The 24,888-nt window shown below is 72.6% G+C and carries 10 protein-coding genes; 6 read left to right on the forward strand and 4 right to left on the reverse strand.

Annotated elements, in window-relative coordinates; translation table 11 throughout:
* Positions 1-20: 20 nt before the first annotated feature.
* Positions 21-11,678, forward strand: a complete 11,658-nt coding sequence (locus tag ACX9TP_RS08595) for an amino acid adenylation domain-containing protein (protein WP_482979245.1) — start codon at positions 21-23, stop codon at positions 11,676-11,678.
* Here the strand turns inward: ACX9TP_RS08595 and ACX9TP_RS08600 are convergent.
* The 3 genes from ACX9TP_RS08600 to hflX form a co-directional block, all read right to left on the reverse strand.
* Positions 11,675-15,409 carry a type I polyketide synthase gene (locus ACX9TP_RS08600; protein WP_482979246.1) on the reverse strand — a complete coding sequence of 1,245 codons (3,735 nt, stop codon included), beginning with the start codon at positions 15,407-15,409 and terminating at the stop codon, positions 11,675-11,677. The two genes, ACX9TP_RS08595 and ACX9TP_RS08600, sit on opposite strands and share 4 nt — an antisense overlap.
* A gap of 174 nt (positions 15,410-15,583) precedes the next feature.
* Positions 15,584-16,024: a hypothetical protein gene (locus ACX9TP_RS08605; RefSeq protein ID WP_482982135.1), complete on the reverse strand. Its 441-nt coding sequence runs from the start codon at positions 16,022-16,024 to the stop codon at positions 15,584-15,586.
* Between the two features lie 127 nt (positions 16,025-16,151).
* Entirely contained in the window at positions 16,152-17,804 is a 1,653-nt protein-coding gene (hflX, locus tag ACX9TP_RS08610; protein ID WP_482979247.1) for a GTPase HflX, read from the reverse strand.
* Between the two features lie 139 nt (positions 17,805-17,943).
* Here hflX and proB point away from each other — a divergent pair, with 139 nt between their 5' ends.
* Positions 17,944-19,077: a glutamate 5-kinase gene (proB, locus tag ACX9TP_RS08615; RefSeq protein ID WP_482979248.1), complete on the forward strand. Its 1,134-nt coding sequence runs from the start codon at positions 17,944-17,946 to the stop codon at positions 19,075-19,077.
* 22 nt (positions 19,078-19,099) lie between these two features.
* Here the strand turns inward: proB and ACX9TP_RS08620 are convergent, their stop codons facing one another.
* On the reverse strand, positions 19,100-19,570 hold the full coding sequence (locus tag ACX9TP_RS08620; RefSeq protein WP_482979249.1) for a hypothetical protein: 471 nt from the start codon (positions 19,568-19,570) through the stop codon (positions 19,100-19,102).
* A gap of 313 nt (positions 19,571-19,883) precedes the next feature.
* On the opposite strand from ACX9TP_RS08620, the gene ACX9TP_RS08625 reads away from it, so the two are divergent.
* From ACX9TP_RS08625 to ACX9TP_RS08640, 4 genes are all read left to right on the forward strand, one after another.
* On the forward strand, positions 19,884-20,906 hold the full coding sequence (locus ACX9TP_RS08625; protein WP_482979250.1) for a helix-turn-helix transcriptional regulator: 1,023 nt from the start codon (positions 19,884-19,886) through the stop codon (positions 20,904-20,906).
* Positions 20,903-21,829, forward strand: a complete 927-nt coding sequence (locus tag ACX9TP_RS08630) for a helix-turn-helix transcriptional regulator (RefSeq protein WP_482979251.1) — start codon at positions 20,903-20,905, stop codon at positions 21,827-21,829. The genes ACX9TP_RS08625 and ACX9TP_RS08630 overlap by 4 nt, the downstream gene beginning before the upstream one ends.
* A 9-nt stretch (positions 21,830-21,838) precedes the next feature.
* Entirely contained in the window at positions 21,839-23,464 is a 1,626-nt protein-coding gene (locus ACX9TP_RS08635; RefSeq protein ID WP_482979252.1) for an FHA domain-containing protein, read from the forward strand.
* Between the two features lie 171 nt (positions 23,465-23,635).
* Complete coding sequence (locus tag ACX9TP_RS08640; protein WP_482979253.1) at positions 23,636-24,883, forward strand: phospholipase D-like domain-containing protein; 1,248 nt, start codon at positions 23,636-23,638, stop codon at positions 24,881-24,883.
* Positions 24,884-24,888 lie beyond the last annotated feature (5 nt).

Below are 24,888 nucleotides of genomic sequence, written 5' to 3' on the forward strand. Positions count from 1 at the left end.
CACGACAACGAGGTCCCGACATGAGCGCGCGCGAGCCGAAGCCCCCGGCGTCCCGGAGTCGCAGGCCGCCCCCGGTGGTGCCCGTGCCCAGGGAGGGTGCGCCGCCGCTGTCGTTCGCGCAGCAGCGCATGTGGTTCCTCGCGCAGCTGGACCCGGAGGGCTACGCGTACAACGCGCCCTTCTTCGCACGGCTGAAGGGGCCGCTGGACGTGCCGGCGCTGCAGCGCGCGCTGGCCGAGGTGGTGCGCCGGCACGAGGTGCTGCGCACCACCTTCGCTCAACGGGAAGGCCGGCCCGTGCAGGTGATTTCGCCGGAGGTGGCGGTGCCGCTGCCGGTGGAGTCGCTGGAGGGGCTGCCGCGGGAGGCGCGCGAGCGCGAGGTGGTGCGGCGCGCGGAGGAGGAGGCGCGGCTGCCGTTCGACCTGGCGGCGGGGCCGCTGCTGCGGGCGAGGCTCCTGCGCGTGGAGGCGGAGGAGCACGTGCTGCTGCTCTCGCTGCACCACATCGCGTGTGACGGGTGGTCCCTCGGCGTGCTGGAGCGGGAGCTGCGCGAGCAGTACGCCACCTTCCATGCCGGCACGGAGCCCTCGTCGCGGAGCCTGCCGGTGCAGTACGTGGACTACACGCTGTGGCAGCGCGAGTGGCTCAAGGGCGACGTGCTGGAGGAGCAGCTCGCCTGGTGGAAGGAGAAGCTCGGGGGCGCGTCGCCGATGCTGGAGCTCCCCCTGGACCGGCCGAGGCCGCCGGTGCAGTCCATCCAGGGCGCGGTGCTGCACGTGCCCATGCCCGCGGAATTGATGCGCGCGGCGCTGGAGCGGAGCCGGCGGGAGTCGGTGACGCCCTTCATGCTGCTGCTGGCGGGCTTCCAGGCGCTGCTGGCGCGCTACAGCGGGCAGCGGGACGTGGTGGTGGGCACGCCGATTTCGGGGCGCAACCGGGGGGAGCTGGAAGGCCTCATCGGCTTCTTCGCCAACACGCTGGCCCTGCGCGTGGACGTGGAGCAGGGGGAGAGCTTCCGGAGCCTGCTGGGCCGGGTGCGCCAGACGTGCCTGGGGGCGTATGCGCACCAGGACGTGCCCTTCGAGACGCTGGTGGATGCGCTGCAGCCCGTGAGGGACTTGAGCCGCGCGCCGCTGTTCCAGGTGATGTTCGTCCTGCAGAGCGCGCCGCCCCTGGTGCGGCTGGAGGGGCTGGACACGGAGGAGGTGGACTTCGAGCCCGGCATCTCGAAGTTCGACCTGACGCTGTTCCTGCGGGAGACGGCGGACGGCTGGGTCTGCGTCTGGGAGTACAGCACGGCCCTCTTCGACGAGGCGACGGTGCGCCGCCTCGCGGAGCACTACGTGCGGCTGCTGGGCGCGGCGGTGGAGCGGCCGGAGACGCCCGTCCTCGAGCTGCCGCTGCTGGGGGCCGAGGAGCGCGGGCGGCTCGTGAAGGAGTGGAGCGGGTGCGTCGACGCCGGGTACAGGCCGGGGCTGATGCACCAGTGGGTGGAGGCGCAGGTGGCGCGCACGCCCGACGCGGTGGCGGTGACGGACGGGCACGAGGCGCTGACGTACGCACAGCTGGAGGCCCGGGCCAACCAGCTCGCGCACCACCTGGTGGCGCTGGGCGTGGAGCCGGGCGGCACGGTGGGGTTGTGCCTGGAGCGCGGCAGCCTGCGGATGCCGGTGGCGGTGCTGGCCACGCTCAAGGCGGGAGCGGCCTTCCTCCCGCTGGACGCGAGCTACCCGACCGAGCGGCTGGCGCAGATGCTGGAGGACACGGGCGCGCCGGTGGTGCTGGTGCAGGGGCGGCTGGAGGAGGCGCTGCCTCGCGGGCTCCAGGCACGCGTGGTGCGGCTGGAGGAGGAAGAGCAGGCGATTGGCGCGAGGCCCCCGCACGCGCTCGCACTGCCGCTGTCGCCGGAGACGCCCTGCTACTTCGTCTACACGTCCGGGAGCACGGGCCGGCCGAAGGGCATCGTCATGTCCCACCGCGCCATCGGCAACCAGCTGCGCTGGCTGATGGAGCGCACGGTGGACCCGAAGGCGACGACGCTGCAGTTCGCCTCGCTGAACTTCGACGTGTCATTCCAGGAACTCTTCGGCACGTGGTGCCTGGGCGGCCGCGTGCTGCTCATCACCGCGGAGCTGCGCCGGGAGCCGCTCGCCATGCTGCGCCTCATGCGCGAGCACCACGTCGGGCGGCTCTACCTGCCCTTCGTGGCGTTGCAGGCGCTGTGCGAAGCGGCTCAGCAGGAGGACCTGCTCCCTCCGCTGGGGGAGGTGGTGACGGCGGGAGAGCAGCTCCAGGTGACTCCGGCGCTGGTCTCCTTCTTCGAGCGACTGCCCGGGTGCGTGCTGGAGAACCAGTACGGCCCGTCCGAAGCGCACGTGGTGACGGCATGGCGCGCGCGGGGCGCACCGTCGAAGTGGCCCGCGCTGCCGCCGGTGGGCGTGCCCATCCACAACGTGCAGGTCTATGTGCTGGACGAGCGCGGTGAGCCGAGCCCGGTGGGCGTGGCCGGCGAGGTGTACGTCGGCGGCGCCAGCGTCGCGCACGGCTACCACGGTCGGCCGGAGCTGACGGCGGAGCGCTTCCTCCCGGACACGCTGAGCGGCGTTCCCGGCGGGCGGATGTACCGGACGGGCGACAAGGCGCGGTGGCTGGGGGACGGCAACCTGGAGTTCCTGGGCCGGCTGGACGGACAGGTGAAGGTGCGCGGCTTCCGGGTGGAGCTGGGCGAGGTGGAGGTGGCGCTCCGCGCGCTGCCGGGCGTGAAGGACGCGGCGGCGACGGTCGACGTGGGCTCGAAGCGGCTCGTGGGCTACGTGGTGCAGGGCGCGGACACGGAGTGGAGCCCGGAGGGCATCAAGCGGCAGCTCGCGCGCGCGCTGCCCGAGTACATGGTGCCCTCCGTGCTGATGCGGCTGGAGGCGCTGCCCCTGGCGCCCACCGGGAAGGTGGACCGCAAGGCCCTGCCGGCGCCGGATGTCAGCCGTGAGGCGCTCGGGAGCGGCTACGAGGCGCCGCGCAACGCGCTGGAGCAGCAGCTGGTGCAGGTCTGGGAAGAGGTGCTGGGCGTGCGTCCCGTCGGCGTGCGGGACGACTTCTTCGCCATGGGCGGCCACTCGCTGCTGGCGACGCGGGTGGTGTCCCGGCTGCGCGAGGTGCTGGGCCGCGAGGTGCCGGTGCGCCTGTTGTTCGAGGCTCCCACCGTGGCCGCCCTGGTCGAGCGCGTGCAGGAGCTGGCCTCGAGCGCGCCGCCCCCGCAGCGGCCTCCGCTGGTGCCCGCACCGAGGCCGGAGGTGCTGCCGCTCTCCTTCGCGCAGCAGCGCCTGTGGTTCCTGGGCCAGCTGAACGCGGGCGGGGCCACGTACAACCTGCCCTTCATCCTGCGGCTGACGGGACGGCTGGACGTGGCGGCGCTGGAGGGCGCCATCGCGCAGGTGGTGCGGCGGCACGAGGCGCTGCGCACGACCTTCTCGGAGGTGCGAGGCCAGCCGGTGCAGCGAATCGTCCCGGCGCTGGCGGTGCCCCTGCCGGTGGAGGACCTGGCGGCGCGGGACGGCGAGACGGTGGAGGACGCGCTGCGGCGGCGCGTGGAGGACGCGTTCCACGGCGCCTTCGACCTGGAGCACGGCCCGCTGCTGCGCACCACGCTGCTGCGCGTGGCGGCCGGGGAGCACGTGCTGGTGCTGGTGGTGCACCACATCGTGGCGGACGGCTGGTCCATGGGCGTGCTGTGCCACGACCTGGAAGCGCTGTACGCGGCGAACATGACGGGGCAGCCGCCGGCGCTGGAGCCGCCCACGGTGCAGTACGCGGACTACGCCGTGTGGCAGCGCGACTGGCTGAAGGGCGAGGTGCTGGAGCAGCAGCTGGCGTGGTGGCGCGAGCAGCTCGACGGGGCGCCCTCCGTGCTGGAGCTGCCCGGAGACCGGCCGCGCCCGGCGGTGCAGACGTTCCGGGGCGCGAGCCTCCCGGTGAAGCTGTCCCCCGAGCTCGGCGCGGCCCTGCGGGAGCTGAGCCGGCGCGAGGGCGTGACGCTCTACATGACGCTGCTCGCGGCCTTCCAGGTGCTGCTGGCGCGCTACAGCGGGCAGTGGGACGTCGTCGTCGGCTCGCCCATCTCGGGCCGCACGTCGAAGGAGGTGGAGGGGCTCGTCGGCTTCTTCGTCAACACGCTGGCCCTGCGCGCGCGCATGGAGGCCCGCGCCTCCTTCCGCGCGCTGCTGCGGCAGGTGAAGGAGACGGTGCTGGGCGCCTTCGCGCACCAGGACCTGCCCTTCGAGAAGCTGGTGGAGGACCTGCGCCCCGAGCGCGACCTGAGCCGCTCGCCGCTGTTCCAGGTGCTCTTCACCCTGCAGGGGTTCTCTCCCACCGTGACGCTGCCGGGCCTCACCGCGCGCACGTGGGACTTCGCGAGCACCGTCGCCAAGTTCGACCTGGAGCTGCTGCTCGTCGACGCCGGGCAGGACGACCTCGCCGGCCAGCTCATCTACAACGCGGACCTCTTCGAGCCGTCCACCGTGGGCCGGATGGCGGACTGCTTCCTCGCGCTGCTGCGGGGGCTGGTGGCCGAGCCCGACGCGCGGCTGGGCGCGCTGCCGCTGCTGCCGGCCGCTGAGCGCCAGCGTGTCCTGGAGACGTGGAACGCCACCGGGGTGGACTTCCCGCGGGACGCCTGCGTCCACCACCTCTTCGAGGCGGAAGCCGCGCGGCGGCCCGACGCGGTGGCGCTGGAGTTCGGTGAGGAGCGACTGACGTACGCGCGGCTGGATGCACGGGCCAACCAGCTCGCCTGGGCGCTGATGGCGCGGGGCGTGGGGCCGGACGTGCTGGTGGCGGTGTGTCTGGAGCGCTCGGTGGAGCTCATCGTGTCGCTGCTCGCCATCCTCAAGGCGGGCGGCGCGTACGTGCCCCTGGAGGCCAGCTACCCGGCGCAGCGGCTGGAGCAGATGCTGGAGGACTCGCGTCCGCGCCTGCTGCTCACCACGCGCGCGCTGCTGGGGCAGCTGCCGGCGCGGGCGCTGCCGGAGCTGATGTTGGTGGAAGAGGAGGCGCTGGCGTCGCGCCCGGAAGTGGCGCCGCGCGCGGCGGTGGGCGGGCGCAACCTGGCGTATGTGGACTTCACGTCGGGAAGCACGGGGCGCCCGAAGGGCGTGGCCGTGGAGCACCGGGGCGTGCTGCGCCTGCTGTACGGCGCGCCCTACGCGAAGCTGGGGCCGGAGGAGACGTTCCTGCTCATCGCGCCCATCTCCTTCGACGCCTCCACGCTGGAGGTGTGGGGGCCGCTGTGCCTCGGAGGGAGGCTAGTGGTCTTCCCGCCGCGCTCGCCCAGCGACCTGGACCTCTTGACGGAGGTGCTGACGCGGCACGGGGTGACGCTGCTGCACCTGACGGCGGGTCTGTTCAGCCAGATGGTGGACCTGCGGATGGAGGGCCTGCGGGGCGTGCGGCAGCTGCTGACGGGCGGTGACGTCGTGTCCGCGCCGCACGTGCGCAAGACGCTGGAGGAGCTGCGCATTCCGGTGACGGCCTGCTACGGCCCGACGGAAGGCACGCTCTTCACGTCCACCCACCGCATGACGCGGCTGGAGGACGTGGGTGCGGCCGTGCCCATCGGTCGGCCCATCGGCAACACGCAGGTGTACGTGCTGGACGCCGGCTTCGAGCCGGTGCCCCCCGGCGTGGCCGGAGAGCTGTTCATCGGCGGTGACGGGCTCGCGCGCGGCTACCTCGGTCAGCCGGACGTGACGGCCGACCGCTTCATTCCCAACCCCTTCAGCCGGGTGCCGGGAGAGCGGCTGTACCGCACCGGAGACCTGGCGCGCTGGCGCGGGGACGGGGTGCTGGAGTTCCTCGGACGGCGCGACAGCCAGGTGAAGGTGCGGGGCTACCGCATCGAGCTGGCGGAAGTGGACGCCGCGCTGCTGCGCTGTCCCGGGGTGAAGGAGGGGCTGGTGGTGGTGCGCGACGGCGTCGGCGGCAAGCGGCTGGTCGCGTACTACGTCGAGTCGCCAGGACAGTCCCTGTCGCCGGCGCAGGTCCGGGAGGGGATGAAGGGGGCGCTGCCGGAGTTCATGGTGCCCTCGGCCTTCGTGCGCCTGTCCGCGCTGCCGCTGACGGCGAACGGGAAGGTGGACCGCAAGGCGCTGCCCGCGCCGGAGGCGGAGGGCTCGGGCGCGGGGGGGACGTCGGCGCCCCGGACGGCCATGGAGGAGGTGGTGGCGGGCATCTGGGCGCCGCTGCTTGGCCTGGAGCGCGTGGGGGCGGAGGACAACTTCTTCACGCTGGGCGGCCACTCGTTGCTGGCGACGCGGGTGGTGTCCCGGCTGCGCGAGGCGCTCGGCCGCGACGTGCCGGTGCGGCTGTTGTTCGAGGCTCCCACCGTGGCCGAGCTGGCCGAGCGGCTGGAGGGCCTGCGAGGCGCGCTGGACCTCGCGGCGCCACCCCTGGTGCCGGCGCCGCGACAGGGCGCGTTGCCGCTGTCGTTCGCGCAGCAGCGGCTGTGGTTCCTGCGGCAGCTGGACACGGAGGGCCATGCGTACAACCTGCCCTTCGTGCTGCGGTTGAAGGGACGGCTGGATGTGGCCGCCCTGGCGCATGCGGTGGAGCGGGTGGTGCGGCGGCACGAGGCGCTGCGGACGACCTTCGCGGAGGTGCGGGGCCAGCCCGTGCAGCGCATTGCCCCGGAGCTGGAGGTGCCCCTGCCGGTGGAGGCTCTGGACGTCCGGGACGGGGAAGCGGTGGAGGCCGCGCTGCGGCGGCGCGTGGTGGAGGCAGCGCAGACGCCCTTCGACCTGGAGCACGGCCCCCTGGTGCGCGCGGCGCTGCTGCGCGTGACGCCCGAGGAGCACGTGCTGGTGGTGGTGCTGCACCACATCGTGGCGGACGGCTGGTCCATGGGCGTGCTGTGCCGGGAGCTGGAGGTGCTCTACACGGCCCGTGTGGCGGGTGGGGACGCCGCGCTGGAGGCCCTGCCGGTGCAGTACGCGGACTACGCGGTGTGGCAGCGCGCGTGGATGAAGGGCGAGGTGCTGGAGCGGCAGCTGGCCTGGTGGCGCGAGCAGCTCGATGGCGCGCCCGCCGTGCTGGAGCTGCCGACGGACAGGCCCCGTCCCGGGGCGCAGACGTACAGGGGGGCGAGCCTGCCGGTGAGGCTGTCACCCGCGCTGAGCGCGGGGCTCAAGGAGCTGAGCCGGCGCGAAGGCGTGACGCTGTACATGACGCTGCTGGCGGGCTTCCAGGCGCTGCTGGCGCGCTACAGCGGGCAGTGGGACATGGTGGTGGGCTCGCCCATCTCCGGCCGCACGGCGAAGGAGGTGGAGGGGCTCATCGGCTTCTTCGTCAACACGCTGGCGCTGCGCATCCGCGCGTCGGGGACGATGAGCTTCCGTGAGCTGCTGCACCACACGCGCGAGACGGCGCTCGGCGCCTTCGCGCACCAGGACGTGCCCTTCGAGACGCTGGTGGAGGACCTGCGGCTGGAGCGCGACCTGAGCCGCTCGCCCCTGTTCCAGGTGGTCTTCGCGCTCAACGGGCCGGGGCCCACGCCCGTCCTTCCAGGGCTGACGACGACGGCGGTGGACTTCGACCCGGGAATGGCGAAGTTCGACCTCGCGCTCTCGGTGCGGGAAGACGCGGACGGGCTGACGGGCTTCTGGGAGCACAACACCGCCCTCTTCGACGAGGTGACGGTCGCCCGCATGGCGGAGCACTTCGCACGGCTGCTGGAGGGAGTCGTCGCGCGCCCGGACGCCGTGCCGGGCACGCTGCCGCTCTTGAGCGAGGCGGAGCGGCACCTCGTCCTCGTGGAGTGGAACGCGTACCGGACGGAGTACCCGCCGAACGTGCCCGTCCCCGAGGGGCTCGAGGTGCCGGAGGAGCCGAGGCCGGAGGCCCGCGTCTACGTGCTGGACGAGACGCTGGAGCCGGTGCCGGTAGGTGTGTGGGGCGCGCTGTGGCTCGGAGGCGCGCGGCTCGCGGGCGTGACGTCCGCGGTGGAGCGGTTCGTTCCCGACGCGCTGTGGGGCGAGCTGGGAGGAAGGATGTACCGCACCGGCGTCTTCGGACGCTGGAGGCCGGGTGGAACGCTGGAGGTCCGCGAGCAGCTCGCCACGCCGGTGAAGGTGCGGGCCGCGCTCGCCGGTGGCCGCCGCGTGGGCCTGCCCGCGCTCGAAGCCGCGGCGTCGGCACCGGAAGGACACGTGGCGCCACGCACGGCCATGGAGCGCCTGGTGGCCTCCACCTGGGCGCCGCTGCTGGGCCTGCGGCACGTGGGCGCGGAGGACCACTTCTTCGAGCGGGGCGGCCACTCGCTGCTCGTCATGCAGGTGATGTCACGGCTGAAGGAGGCGCTGGGCCGCGACGTGCCCGTGCGGCTGCTCTTCGAGGCGCCCACGGTGGCGATGCTGGCCGAGCGGCTCCAGGACCTGGTGAAGGGCGCGCCCGAGTCGCGACGGCGGCCGCTGATGCCCGCGCCGGTGGGCGAGGAGGCGCTTCCGCTGTCCTTCGCGCAGCAGCGCCTGTTCTTCTTCGACCGGCTCCAGCCCCAGAGCCCGCTCTACAACATCCCCCTGGCGCTGGGGCTGGAGGGCCCGCTCGACGTCCCCGCGCTGGAGCGAAGCCTCGCCGAGCTGGTACGGCGTCACGAGTCGCTGCGGACGACGTTCCATCAGGACGCGGGAGGCGCGGTGCAGCGCATCGGCCCGCCCATGCCCATGCCGCTGCCGGCGGTGGACCTGCGCGCCGTGCCCGAGGAGCTCCGCGAGCAGGAAGTGGCGCGGTTGAGCGGTGAGGAGGCCCGCCGTCCCTTCGTCCTGGAGCGGGGGCCGCTGCTGCGCGCCACGCTGCTGCGGGTGGCGGACGCGGACCACGTCCTGGTGCTGGTGGTGCACCACATCGTGGCGGACGGCTGGTCCATGGGCGTGCTGTCCCGGGAGCTGGGGGCGCTCTACGCGGCCCAGGTGAAGGGGCAGGAAGCGGGGCTGGCGGCGCCGCCGGTGCAGTACGCGGACTATGCGGTGTGGCAGCGCGCGTGGCTGAAGGGCGAGGTGCTGGAGGAGCAGCTCGCGTGGTGGCGCACGCAGCTCGAAGGCGCCACCGGGGTGCTGGAGCTTCCCCTCGACAAGCCCCGCCCGGCGGTGCAGACGTTCCGGGGCGCATGGCACAGGGTGCACCTGCCGGAGGCGCTGACGGCGGACCTCAAGGAGCTGAGCCGCCGCGAAGGCGTGACGCTGTACATGACGCTGCTGGCGGGCTTCCAGGTGCTGCTGGCGCGCTACAGCGGGCAGTGGGACATGGTGCTCGGCTCCCCCATCTCGGGGCGCACGACGAAGGAGGTGGAAGACCTCATCGGCTTCTTCGTCAACACGCTGGCGCTGCGCATCCGCGCGTCGGGGACGATGCGCTTCCGTGAGCTGCTGCACCAGGTCCGGGAGACGGTGCTCGGCGCCTTCGCGCACCAGGACGTGCCCTTCGAGACGCTGGTGGATGCGCTGCGCCCGCGGCGGGACTTGAGCCGCTCGCCCATCTTCCAGGTGGTCTTCGCGCTGCAGAACGCGCCGACGTCGGGCCTGTCGCTGCCGGGGCTCACGTCGCGACTGGTGGACATCGACGCGAAGACGTCCAAGGTCGACCTCGCGCTGTCGCTGCGCGAGTCACCCGGCGGGCTGGACGGCGCCTTCGAGTACAACACCGACCTCTTCGAGGCCTCCACCATCGAGCGGCTGGCCCGGCACCTGGAGCGCCTGCTGCAAGCCGTGGTGGCCGGGCCCACGCAAGCGCTGCGCGAGCTGCCGCTGATGAGCGACGCGGAGCAGGCGCGGGTGCTGGCCTGGGGTGGCGGCGAAGCGCCCTTCGAGGGCGACTGCATCCACCGGCTGTTCGAGGCGCAGGTGGCGAGGACGCCCGACGCCGTGGCGCTGGAGATGGAGGGCCAGTCGCTCACCTACGCCCAGCTCGACGCGCGCGCCAACGCGCTGGCCGGCGTGCTGCGCCAGCGGGGCGTGGGGCCCGAGGTGCTGGTGGGCCTGTGCGTGGAGCGGGGCATGGACCTGGTGGTGGGCATGTTCGCCACCCTCAAGGCGGGAGGCGCCTACCTGCCGATGGACCCGGACCATCCGCCCGAGCGGCTCGCGTACATGCTGGAGAGCTCGCGCGCGGCGCTGCTGGTGACGCGCGAGCGGTACTCCTCGCGGCTGTCCCATCGCGGGCCCACGCTGCTGCTGGAGGACGGGGTGGTGCCCGTCCCCACGGAGCCGTGGCGGCCCGTGCGTGACGTCTCACCTCGAAACCTCGCCTACGTCATCTTCACCTCGGGGAGCACCGGCCGCCCCAAGGGCGCGCTGCTCGAGCACCGGGGCGTGGCCAACCTCGTCGAAATCGCGCGCGAGCGATTGGGGCTCGGGCCGGGAAGCCGGGTGCTGCAGTTCGCGCCGATGAGCTTCGATGCCTCGGTGTGGGAAATCTACCCGCCGCTGCTGACCGGCGGGACGGTGTGTCTGGCCCGTCGCGAGCAGGTGGCCCCGGGCGAGCCGCTGGCCGAGTTGCTGGCGCGCGAGCGCATCACCGTGGCGACGTTGCCGCCGTCGGTGCTGGCGGTGTTGCCCGACGTGGAGCTGCCGGAGCTGAAGATATTGGTGTCCGCGGGTGAGGCCTGCACGGCGGACCTGGTGTCGCGCTGGGGCCGGGGCCGGCGCTTCATCAACGGCTACGGCCCGACGGAGAGCACGGTGTGCACCACGCTGGGCGAGTGCCAGCCGGGCGAGAAGCCCCTGATTGGCACCCCGGCGCGCAACCTCGTGGTGCGGGTGATGGACGAGGCCGGACGCCTGGTGCCGCCCGGCGTCTGGGGTGAGCTGTGCCTGGGCGGCGCGGGGCAGGCGCGGGGCTACCTGGGCCGGGCCGACTTGACGGCGGAGCGCTTCGTGCCGGACCCGTTCCGGGAGGGACAGCGGCTGTACCGGACGGGAGACGTGGTGCGCTTCCGCGACGACGGCCGGCTGGAGTACCTGCGGCGCGCCGACTCGCAGGTGAAGGTGCGCGGCGTGCGCGTGGAGCCCGCGGAAGCGCGCGAGGCGCTCGCGGAGCACCCGGGCGTGCAGTCCGTGGTGGTGATGGGGCGCGAGGACGTGCCCGGCGAGACGCGCCTGGTGGCGTACGTCGTGCCCGCGCAGGGAGAGACGCTGACGACCGACGTGCTGCGCGCGTGGCTGCGGCGCTCGCTGCCGGAGCCCGCGGTGCCGTCGGCCTTCGTGGTGATGGACGCGCTTCCGCTGACGCCGAACGGGAAGCCGGACTGGAAGGCGCTGCCCGTGCCGGATGCACACCGGCCCGAGCTGAGCAGCGGCTACCTGGCGCCGGAGGAGGGCCTGGAGAAGGCGCTGTCACTGCTCTGGGCGGAGGTGCTGAAGCTGGACAAGGTGGGAGCGGGGGACAACTTCTTCGACCTGGGCGGCAACTCGCTGCTCCTGCAGGCGGTGCACGCGCGCATGGAGGCGCGCGTGGGCCGCAAGGTGCCGCTGGTGGAGCTGTTCCAGTTCCCCACCGTGCGCGCGCTGGCAGCGCACCTGGCGAAGGGCTCCGGGGCGGCGGAGCAGCCGCCAGCACCAGCGGCCTCCGCCGAGGACAGGGCGGAGGGACGGCGCCGCCTCTCGCGACAGCGGCGCCTGCGTCCGGGCTCGGACTAGGGAATCAGCCGCGCCAGCCGCGCGCCGAGCCCCTCCGCATGGGGGGGCTGCAGCATGCTGTCGTGGTTGCCGGGGACAATCTCCATCCGCACCGCGGCACCCTGGCGCAGCCAGCTCAGCTCCGGGTTTCCATCCTCGGGGTGGGGCTCCATGGCGCGGAAGTACTGCAGCTCCCCGCCCTCCCAGCGCGGCGGCGCGTAGCGGTGCAGCGCCTCTCCGTTCGCGAGCCATACCGCGAGCTGACGCCGGGCCTGCTCGACGCTCGGGAAGAGGGGCTCGGTGCCCTTCCGCTCCGCCTCCTCGTGGAGCAGCCGCACCTGGGCCTCCAGTGGCAGGCCGCGCAGGCGCTCCGCAGGGACTGTGCCGCGCACCAGGTACGCCAGCAGCTCCGTGGCGTCGCCGAGCCAGGTCGCCCGGTGCCCGGGTGGGGGCGAGTCGAGCATCGCGCACAGCGGCACCGGCTGCCCCTCGGCCGCCAGCCGGCGGGCCATCTCGTAGACGACGAGCCCGCCGAAGGACGCTCCCACGAGCAGGTAGGGCCCGGAGGGCCGCACCTTCCGGATGGCGTCGAGGTAGTGCGTCGCCATCTGCTCCACCGTGGTGTGACACGCTCCATCCCCGGTCAGCCCCACGGCCTCGAGGCCATACACCGGCCGCTCGGGGGAGAGGGCTCGCGCCAGGCTCCGGTAGAAGAGCACCTGCCCGCTGATGGCGTGCACGAAGAAGGCGGGCGTCCCGTGGGTGCCCTCCTGGAGCCTCACGAGGCAGTCCGGCGGTGCCGGCTTCGCGGGCGCGGCGTCATGGCGCGCACCCAACCGCTCCGCGAGCCGGGCCACCGTCGGCGCCTCCAGCACCACCTTCAGCGGCAACCGGACGCCGAAGCGCTCCTCGATGCGCGCGCCCAGGCGCATGGCCACCAGCGAGTCGCCCCCCAGCGCGAAGAAGTCGTCGTGGATGCCCACCTCCTCGATGTGGAACAGGTGGCGGAAGCACTCGACGAGCTGCTCCTCGGTGGCATTGCGCGGCGGAGCCGGTGGCGCGCCCCGGCGCGCGCTCCGGCGGGGCGCGCGCGACGGGCGCGGCTCCTCGGCGCCCGCCACCGGCTCAATCCAGTGCCGCTCGCGGTCGAAGCTGTAGGTGGGCAGCGTCACCCGGCGGCGGCGCTCCCCATCCCGGAAGCGCTCCCAGTCGATGGGGATGCCCGCGAGCCACGCCTCACCCAGTGGCGCCAGCAGGCCGCCCGGCGGTGTGGACGGCCCCGGTGCCGTGGCGATGGCCGGCTGCGTGGTGCGGGCCGGGTGTTGCATCGCGAGCGAGGTGAGGGTGGTGCCGGGACCGACCTCGAGGAACGCCCGCTCCCCGGAGGACAGCAGCAGGCCCATCGCGTCGGAGAACCGGACGGTCTCCCGCAGGTGACGGCACCAGTAGGCGGGGTCCGTGGCCTCGCGCCCGGTCAGCCATCGTCCGGTGGTGCTCGACACCACCGGGAGCGTCGGAGCCTTGAGGGAGAAGCGGGAGACCTGCCGCGCGAAGTCCGCGAGGTGCGGCTCCATCATCGCCGAGTGCATGGCCCGCGTGATGCGCAGGCGCCGGGTCGGGATGCCCCGCTCGGCGAGCACCGCCTCGAACGCGGCCACCGCCTCCAGCGGACCGGAGACGACGCACGCCGACGGGGAGTTGATGGCGGCCAGCGACAGCTCGGAGCCCAGCATGGGGGCGACCTGCTCCGCCGGGGCGAGCACGGACGTCATCCCGCCCGGAGGAAGCTGCTCGACGATGCGGCCACGGGCCACGACGAGCGCCAGCGCCTCCTCCAGCGAGAAGACGCCCGCGAGGCACGCCGCCACGTACTCTCCCAGCGAGTGGCCGAGCAGGGCCTCCGGCTGGACGCCCCAGGAGCGCCAGAGCTGCGCCATGGCCCACTCGCAGGTGAACAGCGCCGGCTGTACCCACTGCGGGCGGTCCAGCTCCTGGCGCGCGGCGTCGAAGCGCTCGGGTCCCGCGAACATCACCTCGCGCAGGTCGCCGCCGAGGAGGGGGCGGACCTGCTCGGCGCACCGGTCGACGGCCTCGCGGAAGACGGGCTCGCGCAGCAGCCCGGCGCCCATGTTCACTCCATGGGCTCCGATGCCGGGGAAGAGGAAGACGGCGCCGCGCCGCTCGGCTTCATCGAACGCGGTGCGGGGCGGCTCGCCACGGGCCCCGGTCAGCAGCGCGGGGGCGTCCTCCTTGCGGCCCACGGTGACGAAGCGCCGCCACTCGAAGCGGTTGCGCCCGGTCTGGAGGGTGTGGGCCACGTCGGCCAGCGGCTCGGAGGCCCGGCCCAGGTGCTCGGCCAGCTCCGTGGTCATCCGCTCCAGCGCCTCCTCGGAGCGGGCGGACAGCAGCAGCAGCTCCTCGCCCCGGCGGGGCACGTCGGAGGCCGGCACGGGCGGGGCTTCCTCGAGCACGGCGTGGGCATTGGTGCCGCCGAAGCCGAACGAGCTCACCCCCGCGCGCAGGGGCCGGGGCCCGGTCCACGGACGCGGCCGGGCGACGACGTAGAAGGGGCTGCCCTCCAGCTCCAGCTGGGGATTGGGCCGGGTGAAGTTCAGCGTGGGCGGCAGCAGCGCGTGCTCCATCGCCAGCACGACCTTGATGAGGCCGGTGACGCCCGCCGCCGTGTCGAGGTGCCCGACGTTGGTCTTCACCGCGCCCAGGCCAACCGAGCCCGGTGCCACGCCCCGGAACACCTGCTTGAGCGCCGTGACTTCGACGGGGTCTCCCACCTGGGTGCCGGTGCCGTGGGCTTCGATGTACGAGAGGCTCCCGGGCTCGACGCCGGCCAGCGCCTGCGCGGCGCGGATGGTGGCGGCCTGCCCGGACACCGAGGGCGCGGTGAAGCCCGCCTTGTTGCTGCCGTCGTTGTTGATGGCCGTGCCGCGGATGACGGCGCGGATGGGGTCCCCGTCGGCGAGCGCATCCGCGAGCCGCTTGAGCACCACCACGGCGGCACCGTTGCCGGGCACGGTGCCGGCGGCCTTCTCGTCGAAGGTGCGGCAGACGCCGTCTGGCGAGGAGACGCCGCCCTCCTGGATGCGGTACGCGGTGATTTGGGGCGTGCGCACCGCTGCGGCGCCTGCGAGCGCCAGGTCGCACTCGCCGGCCAGCAGCCCCTGGCACGCGAGGTGGACCGCGGTGAGCGACGTCGAGCACGCCGTCTGCACCGTCAGCGCCGGGCCGGTGAGGTTCAGCTTGTAGGCGACCCGCGTCGCCAGGAAGTCCGGGTTCGTCCCGAGCAGGCTCTCCGTCAAGTCACTGGAGCGTCGCTCCAGGCTCGGCAGCACGTTCTTCAGCAGGTACGTGCTGAGCATCGTCCCCGCGTACACGCCCACGTTCATCGGCTGGGAGCGCACCGCATAGCCGGCGGACTCCAGCCCCTCCCAGGCACACTCGAGGAAGAGCCGGTGCTGGGGGTCCAGCTGCTCGGCCTCCCGCGGCGAGTAGCCGAAGAAGGCGGCATCGAACAGCTCGGGGTTCTCGATGAGCCCGGCCGCCGCCAGCCACCCTTCCTCGGACGGCATCCCGGCCTTCGCGCGCTGCTCCGAATCGAGAATGGTGACCGAGTTCACCCCGGAAGCGAGGTTGGCCCAGAAGCGGCGGACGTCGGAGGCGCCCGGAACGCGCAGGGAGATGCCGACGACGGCGATGGCTCCCTCATCGGCCGACGTCTCCAGCGGAGTCTCTTGCATGCGCCGGATTCAAGCATGGCGGGCATACGCGTTAAACGAGACTAGTTGGCAATGTGTGAAAGCTGTTCATGAGCCGGAAGCACCTGCACCGGCGGTGTCACGGCGGAGGACTCACCGCGATACGGAGTATCGACAGGCACGCACGCGGGGTGAAGCGGACGCCCGCTGGCGCGCTCAGTACTTCCGCACGCTCGGCTCGGGCGACGCGCCCCGGATGCGCCAGACGGTGAGCCGCTGGGAGTTGGTGTGGCTCACCACCAGTCCCTCCTGCTGCATCTGCTCCAGCAGCCGGTTCGTCTTCAACCGGTCCAGCCCCACCGACTTCGCCAGCAGGTCACCGGGCATGCCGCTGATGTTGCGGCGCAATTCGTTGACGATGGCGCGCTTGAACTCGTTCTTCTGCAGGCCGTCCAGGTCCTGCGTCCGCCACGCCTGGAGGATGCCCGCGGCGATGATGACCAGCGTCAGCACCGCCAGCGCGGGGTAGACGATGTGGCTGTTCTGCTCCAGCACCTCGAAGTAGCTCGGGGACAGGGAGGAGTCCGGCTTCGCGTAGTCCGAAGCGGGCTGCTGCGAGAGCAGGACGTTCAACAGCATCATCGACGGGGAGGTCATCGCCACGGCCCGGACTCTAGGGGGAGCCCACCGCTGCCGCAACCCGCCATGACACGCGCCGCGGCCCCGGCGTCCTCTCGTGGGAGGCGCACCGGGGCCGCGGTCGATTCAATACCGTGAGGCCGCGTCAGACAGCGCCGATGGCCTCGGTGGCGCCCTCGGCGAACAGCGTGGTGTCCGCCTTGGCCAGGAGTGACGCCAGGCCCTCGCGCGTCGCCGCGCTGATGGCCACGCCGCCCCGGGCCCGCAGGAGCGACTCCACCTCTTCCGGCGACAGCCTGTCCGCCTTGTTCCACACCATGAGGCGCGGCTTCTCCATCAGCCCCAGCGACTCGAGGATGTTCTCCACCGCCTCCACCTGGTCGTCGCAGCTCGGGTCCGCCGCGTCCACCACGTGCAGCAGCAGGCTGGCGTCGTACAGCTCCTCCAGCGTGGCGCGGAAGGCGGCGACCAGGTCCTTGGGCAAATCGCGGATGAAGCCCACCGTGTCGGTGATGATGACCTCGCGCTCCTGCGGGAAGCGCAGCCGCCGGCTGGTCGGGTCCAGCGTGGCGAACAGCTTGTCCTCCGCCAGCACCTCCGCATTGGTAATCGCGTTGAGCAGCGTGGACTTGCCCGCGTTGGTGTAGCCGACGATGGAGATGACCGGCAGCTCGCGCCGGTTGCGCTGGGCCCGCCGCACGCTGCGCTCGCGGCTGACCGCGTCGATGCGCTTCTCCAGATTGGTAATCCTGTCGCGCACCCGGCGTCGGTCGATTTCGAGCTTCGTCTCGCCAGGGCCTCGCCCGCCGATGCCGCCCGCGAGCCGGCTGAGCGAGTCGTCGCTCTGCACCAGCCGGGGCAGCCGGTACTTCAGCTGCGCCAGCTCCACCTGGAGCTTGCCCTCGGCGCTCTGCGCGCGCTGCGCGAAGATGTCGAGGATGAGCTGCGAGCGGTCCAGCACCTTGAGGCTGGTGGCCTCGCCGATGTGGCGCCCCTGCGACGGGGTGAGGTCCTTGTCGAAGATGAGCAGGTCCACCATGGACTGCATGGAGCGCAGGTTCAGGTCCTCCAGCTTGCCGCGCCCGATGAGGTAGCGCGGGTCCGCCTCGCGGCGCACCTGGAGCACGCTGTCGATGACCTCCACGCCCGCGGTGCGCGCCAGCTCCTTGAGCTCCGCGAGGCTGGCCTCGGCCTTGCCGCGGTTGCCGTCCAGGCACACCGCCACGAGGATGGCCTTCTCCCGGCCCCCGACGGTGCGGGCGGCCGCCTTGCGGTTGAACTCCTCCTCCAGCGCGCCCAGCGTGTCTTCCAGGTTCGGCTGCTCCCCGTGGACGGAGGGCAGCGTGCTGACGTGCCAGAACTCGCCGGTGCCGTTCTCCGGCACGAGGTACGCGTAGTGGAGCACGCCGGGCAGGCCCTCCTCGCCCACGCCGATGGCGGCCACGCAGTCCAGGCGCAGCAGCGCGAGGTCCGTCAGGTCGTCCTTCGTCAGGGGCTCGCTCTTGAGGTGCGTGTGGACCAGGCGGAGGCCACGCAGACGAATCTGGCCCGCGCGGGCGCGGCCGATGTCCGGCAGCTCCAGCTTGTGCGCGTTGCCCACCACCACATGCTCGATTTCGCCCTTGCGGTTGATGAGCACACCCACCTGCCGGTTCGTCTCACGCGACAGCTCGGTGAGGTGGCGGGCAAGCTCGGGCGACACGATTTCGTGCGGCGACACGCGTCGCCGGAAGGTGTTTCGCAGCCGGTGCTGCTCGCTCGACTTCAGGCCCAGGGTGTTGCCGTAGATTTCCTTCAAACCGTTTTCTCCGTTCCCCACAATTCTATATGGTCACCCGTGCGGTGGGTTTCATGTCGCGGCCCGTTCCGAAAACCGTGACTGGTGTGAACGCACGGCTGACGCGCGTTTCTTCCATTTCTGACCTACGCTGCCGGACGTGAGTCCGATTTCCGCTGGCCGCACCGCCCTGCGAGCCGCCCGTCGCGTGGTGGTGAAGATCGGCACCAACGCGCTGACGAACGCCACCGGGCGCTTCAACCGCGACCATTTCGATGCGCTGGGCCGGGATTTGTTGTGGGCCGCTCAGGGCCGGGAGCTGGTGGTGGTCTCCAGCGGCGCCATTGCCCTGGGCGTGGAGCGGCTGGGGCTGCCGGCCCGGCCCAGGGATATTCCCGGCAAGCAGGCCTGCGCGGCGGTGGGGCAGAGCCGGCTGATGCAGGCGTACGAGGAGACCTTCAGCGGGGCGGGGCGCGCGGTGGCGCAGGTGCTCCTCACGCACGAGGACGTGCAGGACCGGCGCAGGTACCTCAACGTGAAGCACGCCCTGGAGCGGCTGCTGGCGGCGGGCGTGGTGCCCGTCATCAACGAGAACGACACCGTGTCCGTGGACGAGCTGAAGTTCGGCGACAACGACACGCTCGCCGGGCTGGTGGCGGGCGTGGTGGAGGCCGAGGCGCTCGTCCTCCTCTCGGACGTGGAGGGGCTCTACACCGGCGACCCGCGCAGGGACGACGGCGCGGAGCTGATGCTCGCGGTGGAGCAGGTGACGCCCGAGGTGCTGGCCCTGGCCGGCGGCACCACCAGCGGCGTGGGCACCGGCGGCATGGCCACCAAGGTGCGCGCCGCCGCGCGGGCCACCGAGTCCGGCATCCGCTGCGTGATTACGTCCGGCGCGGTGCCCGGCCGCCTGCGGCAGGTGCTGGAGGGCGAGCCCGTGGGCACCCTCTTCGAGCCCACCGGCAGCCGCCGCAGCGCCCGGGCCGCCTGGATTGCGCATGCCCTGCGGCCTCGCGGGAGGATCAGCGTGGACGCGGGCGCGCGCGAGGCCATCGTCACCGGCAAGCGCAGCCTGCTGCCCAGCGGCGTGCGCGGCGTGGAGGGGGACTTCGACCGGGGAGACCCGGTGGACCTGTCCGACGAGTCCGGCGCCGTGTTCGCCCGGGGGCTCGTCGCCTACGACGCCAACGAGCTGCGGCGCATCGCCGGCCGGCGCACGGGGGACATCGAGGCGGTGCTGGGCTACCGCTACCTGGATGAAGCGGTGCACCGCGACGACCTGGCGGTGCTGTAGGCGGCGGGGCAGGGCGCCTTGGCTAGATGGAGGAGGTGGAGGAGCCCTGCTCGGAGTCCTCGCCCAGCTGCATCAGCGCGCGGAACTCCGGGGAGTCCACCTTCATCAGGAGCAGGTGGACCTCGAGCTCGCCCGGCACCCGGCCGAGCTGGAGCTTGCGCTCCTGCCCGTGGAGGAGGGCCAGCTCGGAGTGCCCCTTGGCCTCCGGCAGCTGCAGGTCCAGCTGGAGGAGGAAGGAGTCACCCGCGGCCTTCGGGGTGAGGACCAGGCGGTAGTCCGGAAGGGACGCGCCCGGGCGGCGGCGCTCGGCGCGCAGGGTGCGGCCCGTTTCGCCCAGCAGCTTCGGGGTGGCCACGACGCGGCCCTCGCGGCGGACCTCCACCGCGAAGTAGAGCGGCTCGGCCCGGGCGGCGGCGGGACTCACGACGGAGCACAGCCCCACCAGCAGCGCCAGTCCGGCAACCATGTTACGGACGAGGGAGGTGCGGCCCATGGTGAGGTCCCTTCGAAGCACCCTCGCTGCCCCGGCCGCGCAGCGTCCGGCTGGCCACAGCCTGCCACCGGTGCTTCTCACATCTTCAGACGTCCCAGGAATATCCCAGTCGCGCCCCGAGTGCGAGCCCCCCGCCCCGGGTTGTCCTCTTCCGGGCTGGAGTCCAACGGACATACAGGCGATTACCTGCTTGTTTGTTCAGCCAGGGCCGGATATCCGGGCGGACGCGGGCGGACGCGCCGCCTGTTTCCCATCATCACGTCCACCGAATTGACCTCCCGGGGCCCGCCCGGCATCGTGGCCGACCTTCCGAATGGAACGCACCGAACGCATCCTCGACCTCGTGGCCCTTCTGCTCGACGCGCGTGAGCCCATCTCCTGGGCCGAGCTGCGCGAGCACTTCCCCGCTGACTACGGCGGCTCCGACGACGCCGCCGAGCGCAAGTTCGAGCGTGACAAGGCGGAGCTGGTGGAGCTGGGCTTCCCGCTGACCTACGTGCAGGGCGACGACGAGCGGAGGGACGGCTACATCGTCGACCGCGACGCCTACTACCTGCCGGAGGCGGACCTCACCAAGGAGGAGCTGGCCGTGCTGTACGCCGCCGGCTCCGCCGCGCTCGCCTCGGGGGCCTTCCCCGGCCGGGACGACCTGGCCCATGCGCTGCGCAAGATTGGCTTCTTCGCCGGCGAGTCGCTGCCCACGCCCCGCGTGCGCATGGAGCTGGGCGCCGTGCAGGAGGGCGAGGAGAAGGAGCTCTCCGCCCGCCTGGAGCAGCTCTGGGACGCGTGTGCCGCGCGCAAGTGGGTGGAGATTACGTACGCCAGCCCGAAGCAGCCCACCACCACGCAGCGCAAGGTGGACCCGTATGGCCTGGCCCTGCGCCGGGGCGTGTGGACGCTGGTGGGCCACTGCCACCTGCGCGGCGGCCTGCGGACCTTCCACGTGCACCGCGTCCGCGAGCTGAAGGTGAACACCGCGCGCCCGCGCACGCCGGACTTCCAGGTGCCGGAGGACTTCTCGCTGGACGCCCACGTGGCGTACTTCCCGTGGCAGCACCGCTTCCACGAGCCGGTGGAGGTGACGCTGCGCCTGTCGGGCGCGCTCGCCTCTCGCGCCGGCAGCCTGTTGCCCGGCGCCATGCTGGAGCCGGCGGAGGAGGGCGTGGTGCGCGCCCGCCTGCGGGTGTCGTTCCTGGACGGCCTGGTGCGCTACTGCCTGGCGCTGGGACCGGACTGCCGCGTGGAGGGCCCGGAGAGTGCCCAGGCGCGGCTGAAGGCCATGGCCACGCGCATCCTGGAGCGTCACGAGGACCCGCAGGAAGTGGTGAGCGCATGAGCAACGTCCATGAGCGGCTCCGCCGCCTGCTGTTCCTCGTCCCCTACGTCTCCAAGCACCCCGGCGTCACGGTGGAGGCGCTCGCCAAGGCGCTCAACATCAGCCGGGAGGACCTGCTGGAGGAGCTGGACCTGCTCACCTGCGTGGGCCGGCCGCCCTTCAACCCGGACGACTACATCGACATCTACGTGGACAATGATCGCGTCTACGTGGACCTGGATCAGCGCCTCTTCGCGCCGCCCCGGCTGACGCCGGGCGAGGCCGCGGCACTGGCCGCCTCGGCGGAGCTGTTGCGCCCGGCCGCGGGGGACGCGCTGCAGAGCGCCCTCCAGAAGCTGGAGCGCATCCTCCCGCCCTCCACCCGCGAGCGCTACCGGGAGATGTACCGGAAGATCGACGCCTCGGCGGAGGCGCCCCAGGCGCTGGCGCCCCTCACCCGCGCCATCATCGAGCGGCTGGAGGTGACGTTCGCCTACGCCACGCCGGGCCGCGCGCCCGAGTCACGCCGGGTGCGGCCGTACGAGCTGCTCAGCCACCGCGGCCAGTGGTACCTCCAGGGCTTCGACCACATGCGCCAGGACGCGCGCCTGTTCCGGCTGGACCGGATGGAGGACATCTCCGTCACGGACACCGCCTTCCTCCCGCCGCCGGACGCCCGGGCGGACGTGCCCAACCCGGCGCGCAGCCGCACGGAGGTCTCCGTGCGCGTGCGCTTCTCCCCGGTGGCCGCGCCCTATGTGAAGGAGCGCTTCGGCCGGGACGCCCGCCCGCTCGCCGACGGGGGCGTCGAGGTGCTGGTGGCGGGCGACAGCGAGCGCTGGCTCACCCAGTGGGTGCTGTCCTTCGGAGGCGAGGCCCAGGTGATGGAACCCGCCAGCGCGCGGGTCGCCGTTGCCCGGGCGGCGCGGGCCTCGGTAGGATAGTAGCCCCCCATGCCTTTCCAGCTGACGATCTCCGAGGGTAGAGAAGCCGGCAAGGAGTTCGTCTTCGACCAGGACTCCGTCCTCATCGGTCGGTCGACGGACTGCGACGTCGCCCTATTCGACCCGGGCGTCTCCCGCAAGCACTGCCGCATCTTCCTCGACGGAGAGGCCTTCGCCGTCGAGGACCAGGGCAGTGCCAACGGGACGCTCGTCAACGGCTCGCCGGTGTCCACGCAGGTGCTGGAGGACGGCGACAAGCTGACGCTCGGGCCGGTGACGTTCGTCTTCGTGATGATGACGGACGAGCCGTCCACCGGTGAGGAAGAGGTTCCCGCCGGCGCGCAGGAAGGCGCGAACAGCACTCGCATCGTCTCCGTGGACGCGCTGAAGCGTCAGCGCAACAAGGGTTCGGCGCTGGCGCCCGAGGGCGCGGATGAGGAGGAGCTGGAGGAGCTGCGCCAGGGCGCCACCCGCCACAACCTCCGGGCACTGCGCCCCGTCTCCCCGACGCAGTCCGGCTCGCGCCCCGCCGTCGCGCCGCAGGCCCCCCCGTCCCGGGCCTCGGGCCCCAAGGCCGCCATCGAGCGCGCGGCCCCGTCGGCCCCGGCCCCGGCCCCGCGCCGTCCGCCCACGGCCACGAACGTCCCCGTGCGGGCCCGGACGACGGGCTCCCAGCCCGCGGGCGGGGGGCTGTCCGCGGCCGACCGCGCCCGCATCCGCCGCGAGTCCCCGGGCGTCATCGCCAGCGCGAAGCTGTTCTGGGCGGACGCCACCCCGGCCATCCGCAGCGGCATCCTCGGCGGCGGTGCGGCCATGGTGCTGGGCCTCTTCGGCCTGCTGTACTGGCTGGTGCTCAGCGAGGGCGAGACGCAGGGCAAGGGCGAGGAGCCCGCGGTGCTCGGCTCGCAGCCCATCCGCGACTCGTTCGGCCTGGGGCCGGACGTGACGTGGGAGCGCCCGGACATGAAGGTCTTCTCCTGGGAGTACACCGCCGCCACCAAGGCGGTGGTCATCCTCCACTACCAGGCGCAGGGCATCTCCAAGGACGAGGTGGTGGTGAGCGTCAACGGCGTGGACGTGGGCAAGGTGCCGCCCGACACGCTGGCCAGCCAGGACCGCCCGCTGGAGCTGATGATTCCCGCCGGCAACCTCAAGAAGGGCGAGCCCAACCGCATCATCTTCGACAACACCAAGAACCCGCCGGGCGAGGAGCCCTGGGCCATCTGGAATGTCTGGGTGGAGCGCGCGCTCTTGCCGGACCTGCTCCCGGAGGAGCTGGCGCGGCAGGCCAACGAGTCCTACAAGCGCGGCCGCAAGCACGTCGAGACGTCGCAGATTGGCGCCCGCAACCGCTACGAGGCGTGGAAGTCCTTCCGCGAGTCCTGGCTGATGCTGGAGGCCCACCCGGAGCCCAAGCCGGACCTCTACTACGAGGCCCAGGAGCGCATGAAGGCGGCGCAGCAGGAGCTGGACCGCACCTGCGCCAAGCTGCTCCTGGAGGTCGAGGGCTACTACAACCAGGGCAACTTCAAGGCCGCCTCCGCCACGCTGGACCACGTGAAGGAGTACTTCCCCGAGTACGACCAGCCGTGTGCCACGCGCGCGGAGAACAAGCGCTCCGAGTACGGGCTGTAGCGCCGGGAGTGGAGCCAAGGTGGTTTAAAAAGCCCCCGCCCGGTATGACGGGGGCTTGCTCCGTCCGCCAACCAACGCTGTCACCCGCCGGGCGGGCATGCGTCGGGGCCTCGGGTTGCCGCGCCGCCGGGGCATCCTCACCGTTGGGTGGCCATGCGCGACCCGGAGGTGATGAGAGAGCAGTCAGGCGTTTCGAGCGACGGTGAGACGGGGCTCGTGCCCCACCACTCCCCCGGAGTGGTGCCGGAGCACCCGCCCGTGTGGAGCCCGAATGTCTCCGGGCTGCTCCTGTCGCGGTACTACCTGCCGCGCGGCCACGCCGTGCAGCGGGGCAACGCCTGCCAGCTGTTGCGCGACGGCGTGGAGGCCTATCCGGCCATGCTGGAGGCCATCCGCCGGGCGCGGCGCTACATCCGGCTCGAGACGTACATGTTCATCACCGACGCCGTCGGTGAGCTGTTCGGCCAGGCGCTGGCGGAGGCGGCCGAGCGCGGCGTGCACGTGAAGGTGCTCTACGACGCGGTGGGCTCGTGGACGAGCCGCCGCAGCTTCTTCGAGGGGCTGCGCGCCCGCGGCGTGGACATCCGCGCCTTCAAGCCCTTCAGCCTGTCGCGGGGGCTGCGCCACCTGCTGCGCCGAGACCACCGGAAGATTCTGGTGGTGGACGGCGAGGTCGCCTTCACGGGCGGGGTGAACATCTCCGCGCACTGGGCCCCGGAAGGGCAGGGCTCGGCGTGGCGGGACGACGTGCTGCGGATTGAAGGCCCGGCGGTGCACGAGCTGGAGCGGCGCTTCCTGGCCACGTGGCGGATGATGTTCCAGGACCGCATCCGCCGGCTGGCCACGGGGCTGCGCCACTTCAAGCCCCGGGCGCCCGGGCGCGGGCAGGTGGGCCTGGCGGTGCTGTCCAGCCGGAGGAGCATCCACCGGGCGTACCTGCACGCGATTCAGCGGGCGCGCAGCAGCGTGCTCATCGCCGCCGCGTACTTCATTCCGGACCGGCGCATGGTGGCGGCGCTGCGCGAGGCGTCGAAGCGGGGCGTGGAGGTGCACCTCTTGCTCAACGCCCGCAGCGACCACCCCGTCCTGGAGTTCGCCACCCGCGCCTTCTACGAGAAGCTCTTGGCGTCGGGCATCCGCATCTTCGAGTGGCAGCGCGGCGTGCTGCACGCGAAGACGGCCGTGGTGGACGGGGTGTGGGGCACCATCGGCTCGTTCAACCTGGAGCGCCTGAGCCTGGCCTTCAACCACGAGGTGAATGCCGTCTTCGCCGACCCCCGCCTGGGCCGGCAGCTGGAGGAGTCCTTCCGCACCGACTGCGGGAATTGCCGCGAGGTGACGCTGGAGGAGTTCCGCCGCCGCCCCCTCTGGCAGCGCGCCCTGGAGCGCGTGCTGTACGCCTTCCGCAAGGTGTTGTAGCGCGG

The organism is Pyxidicoccus sp. M15 (genome assembly GCF_056858435.1).

Excerpts from the sequence above, each read along its gene's own strand:
- ACX9TP_RS08595 (WP_482979245.1), top strand. The coding sequence starts at position 21 with ATGAGCGCGCGCGAGCCGAAGCCCCCGGCGTCCCGGAGTCGCAGGCCG.
- ACX9TP_RS08600 (WP_482979246.1), bottom strand. The coding sequence starts at position 15,409 with ATGCAAGAGACTCCGCTGGAGACGTCGGCCGATGAGGGAGCCATCGCC.
- ACX9TP_RS08605 (WP_482982135.1), bottom strand. The coding sequence starts at position 16,024 with ATGACCTCCCCGTCGATGATGCTGTTGAACGTCCTGCTCTCGCAGCAG.
- ACX9TP_RS08620 (WP_482979249.1), bottom strand. The coding sequence starts at position 19,570 with ATGGGCCGCACCTCCCTCGTCCGTAACATGGTTGCCGGACTGGCGCTG.
- ACX9TP_RS08625 (WP_482979250.1), top strand. The coding sequence starts at position 19,884 with ATGGAACGCACCGAACGCATCCTCGACCTCGTGGCCCTTCTGCTCGAC.
- ACX9TP_RS08630 (WP_482979251.1), top strand. The coding sequence starts at position 20,903 with ATGAGCAACGTCCATGAGCGGCTCCGCCGCCTGCTGTTCCTCGTCCCC.
- ACX9TP_RS08635 (WP_482979252.1), top strand. The coding sequence starts at position 21,839 with ATGCCTTTCCAGCTGACGATCTCCGAGGGTAGAGAAGCCGGCAAGGAG.
- ACX9TP_RS08640 (WP_482979253.1), top strand. The coding sequence starts at position 23,636 with ATGAGAGAGCAGTCAGGCGTTTCGAGCGACGGTGAGACGGGGCTCGTG.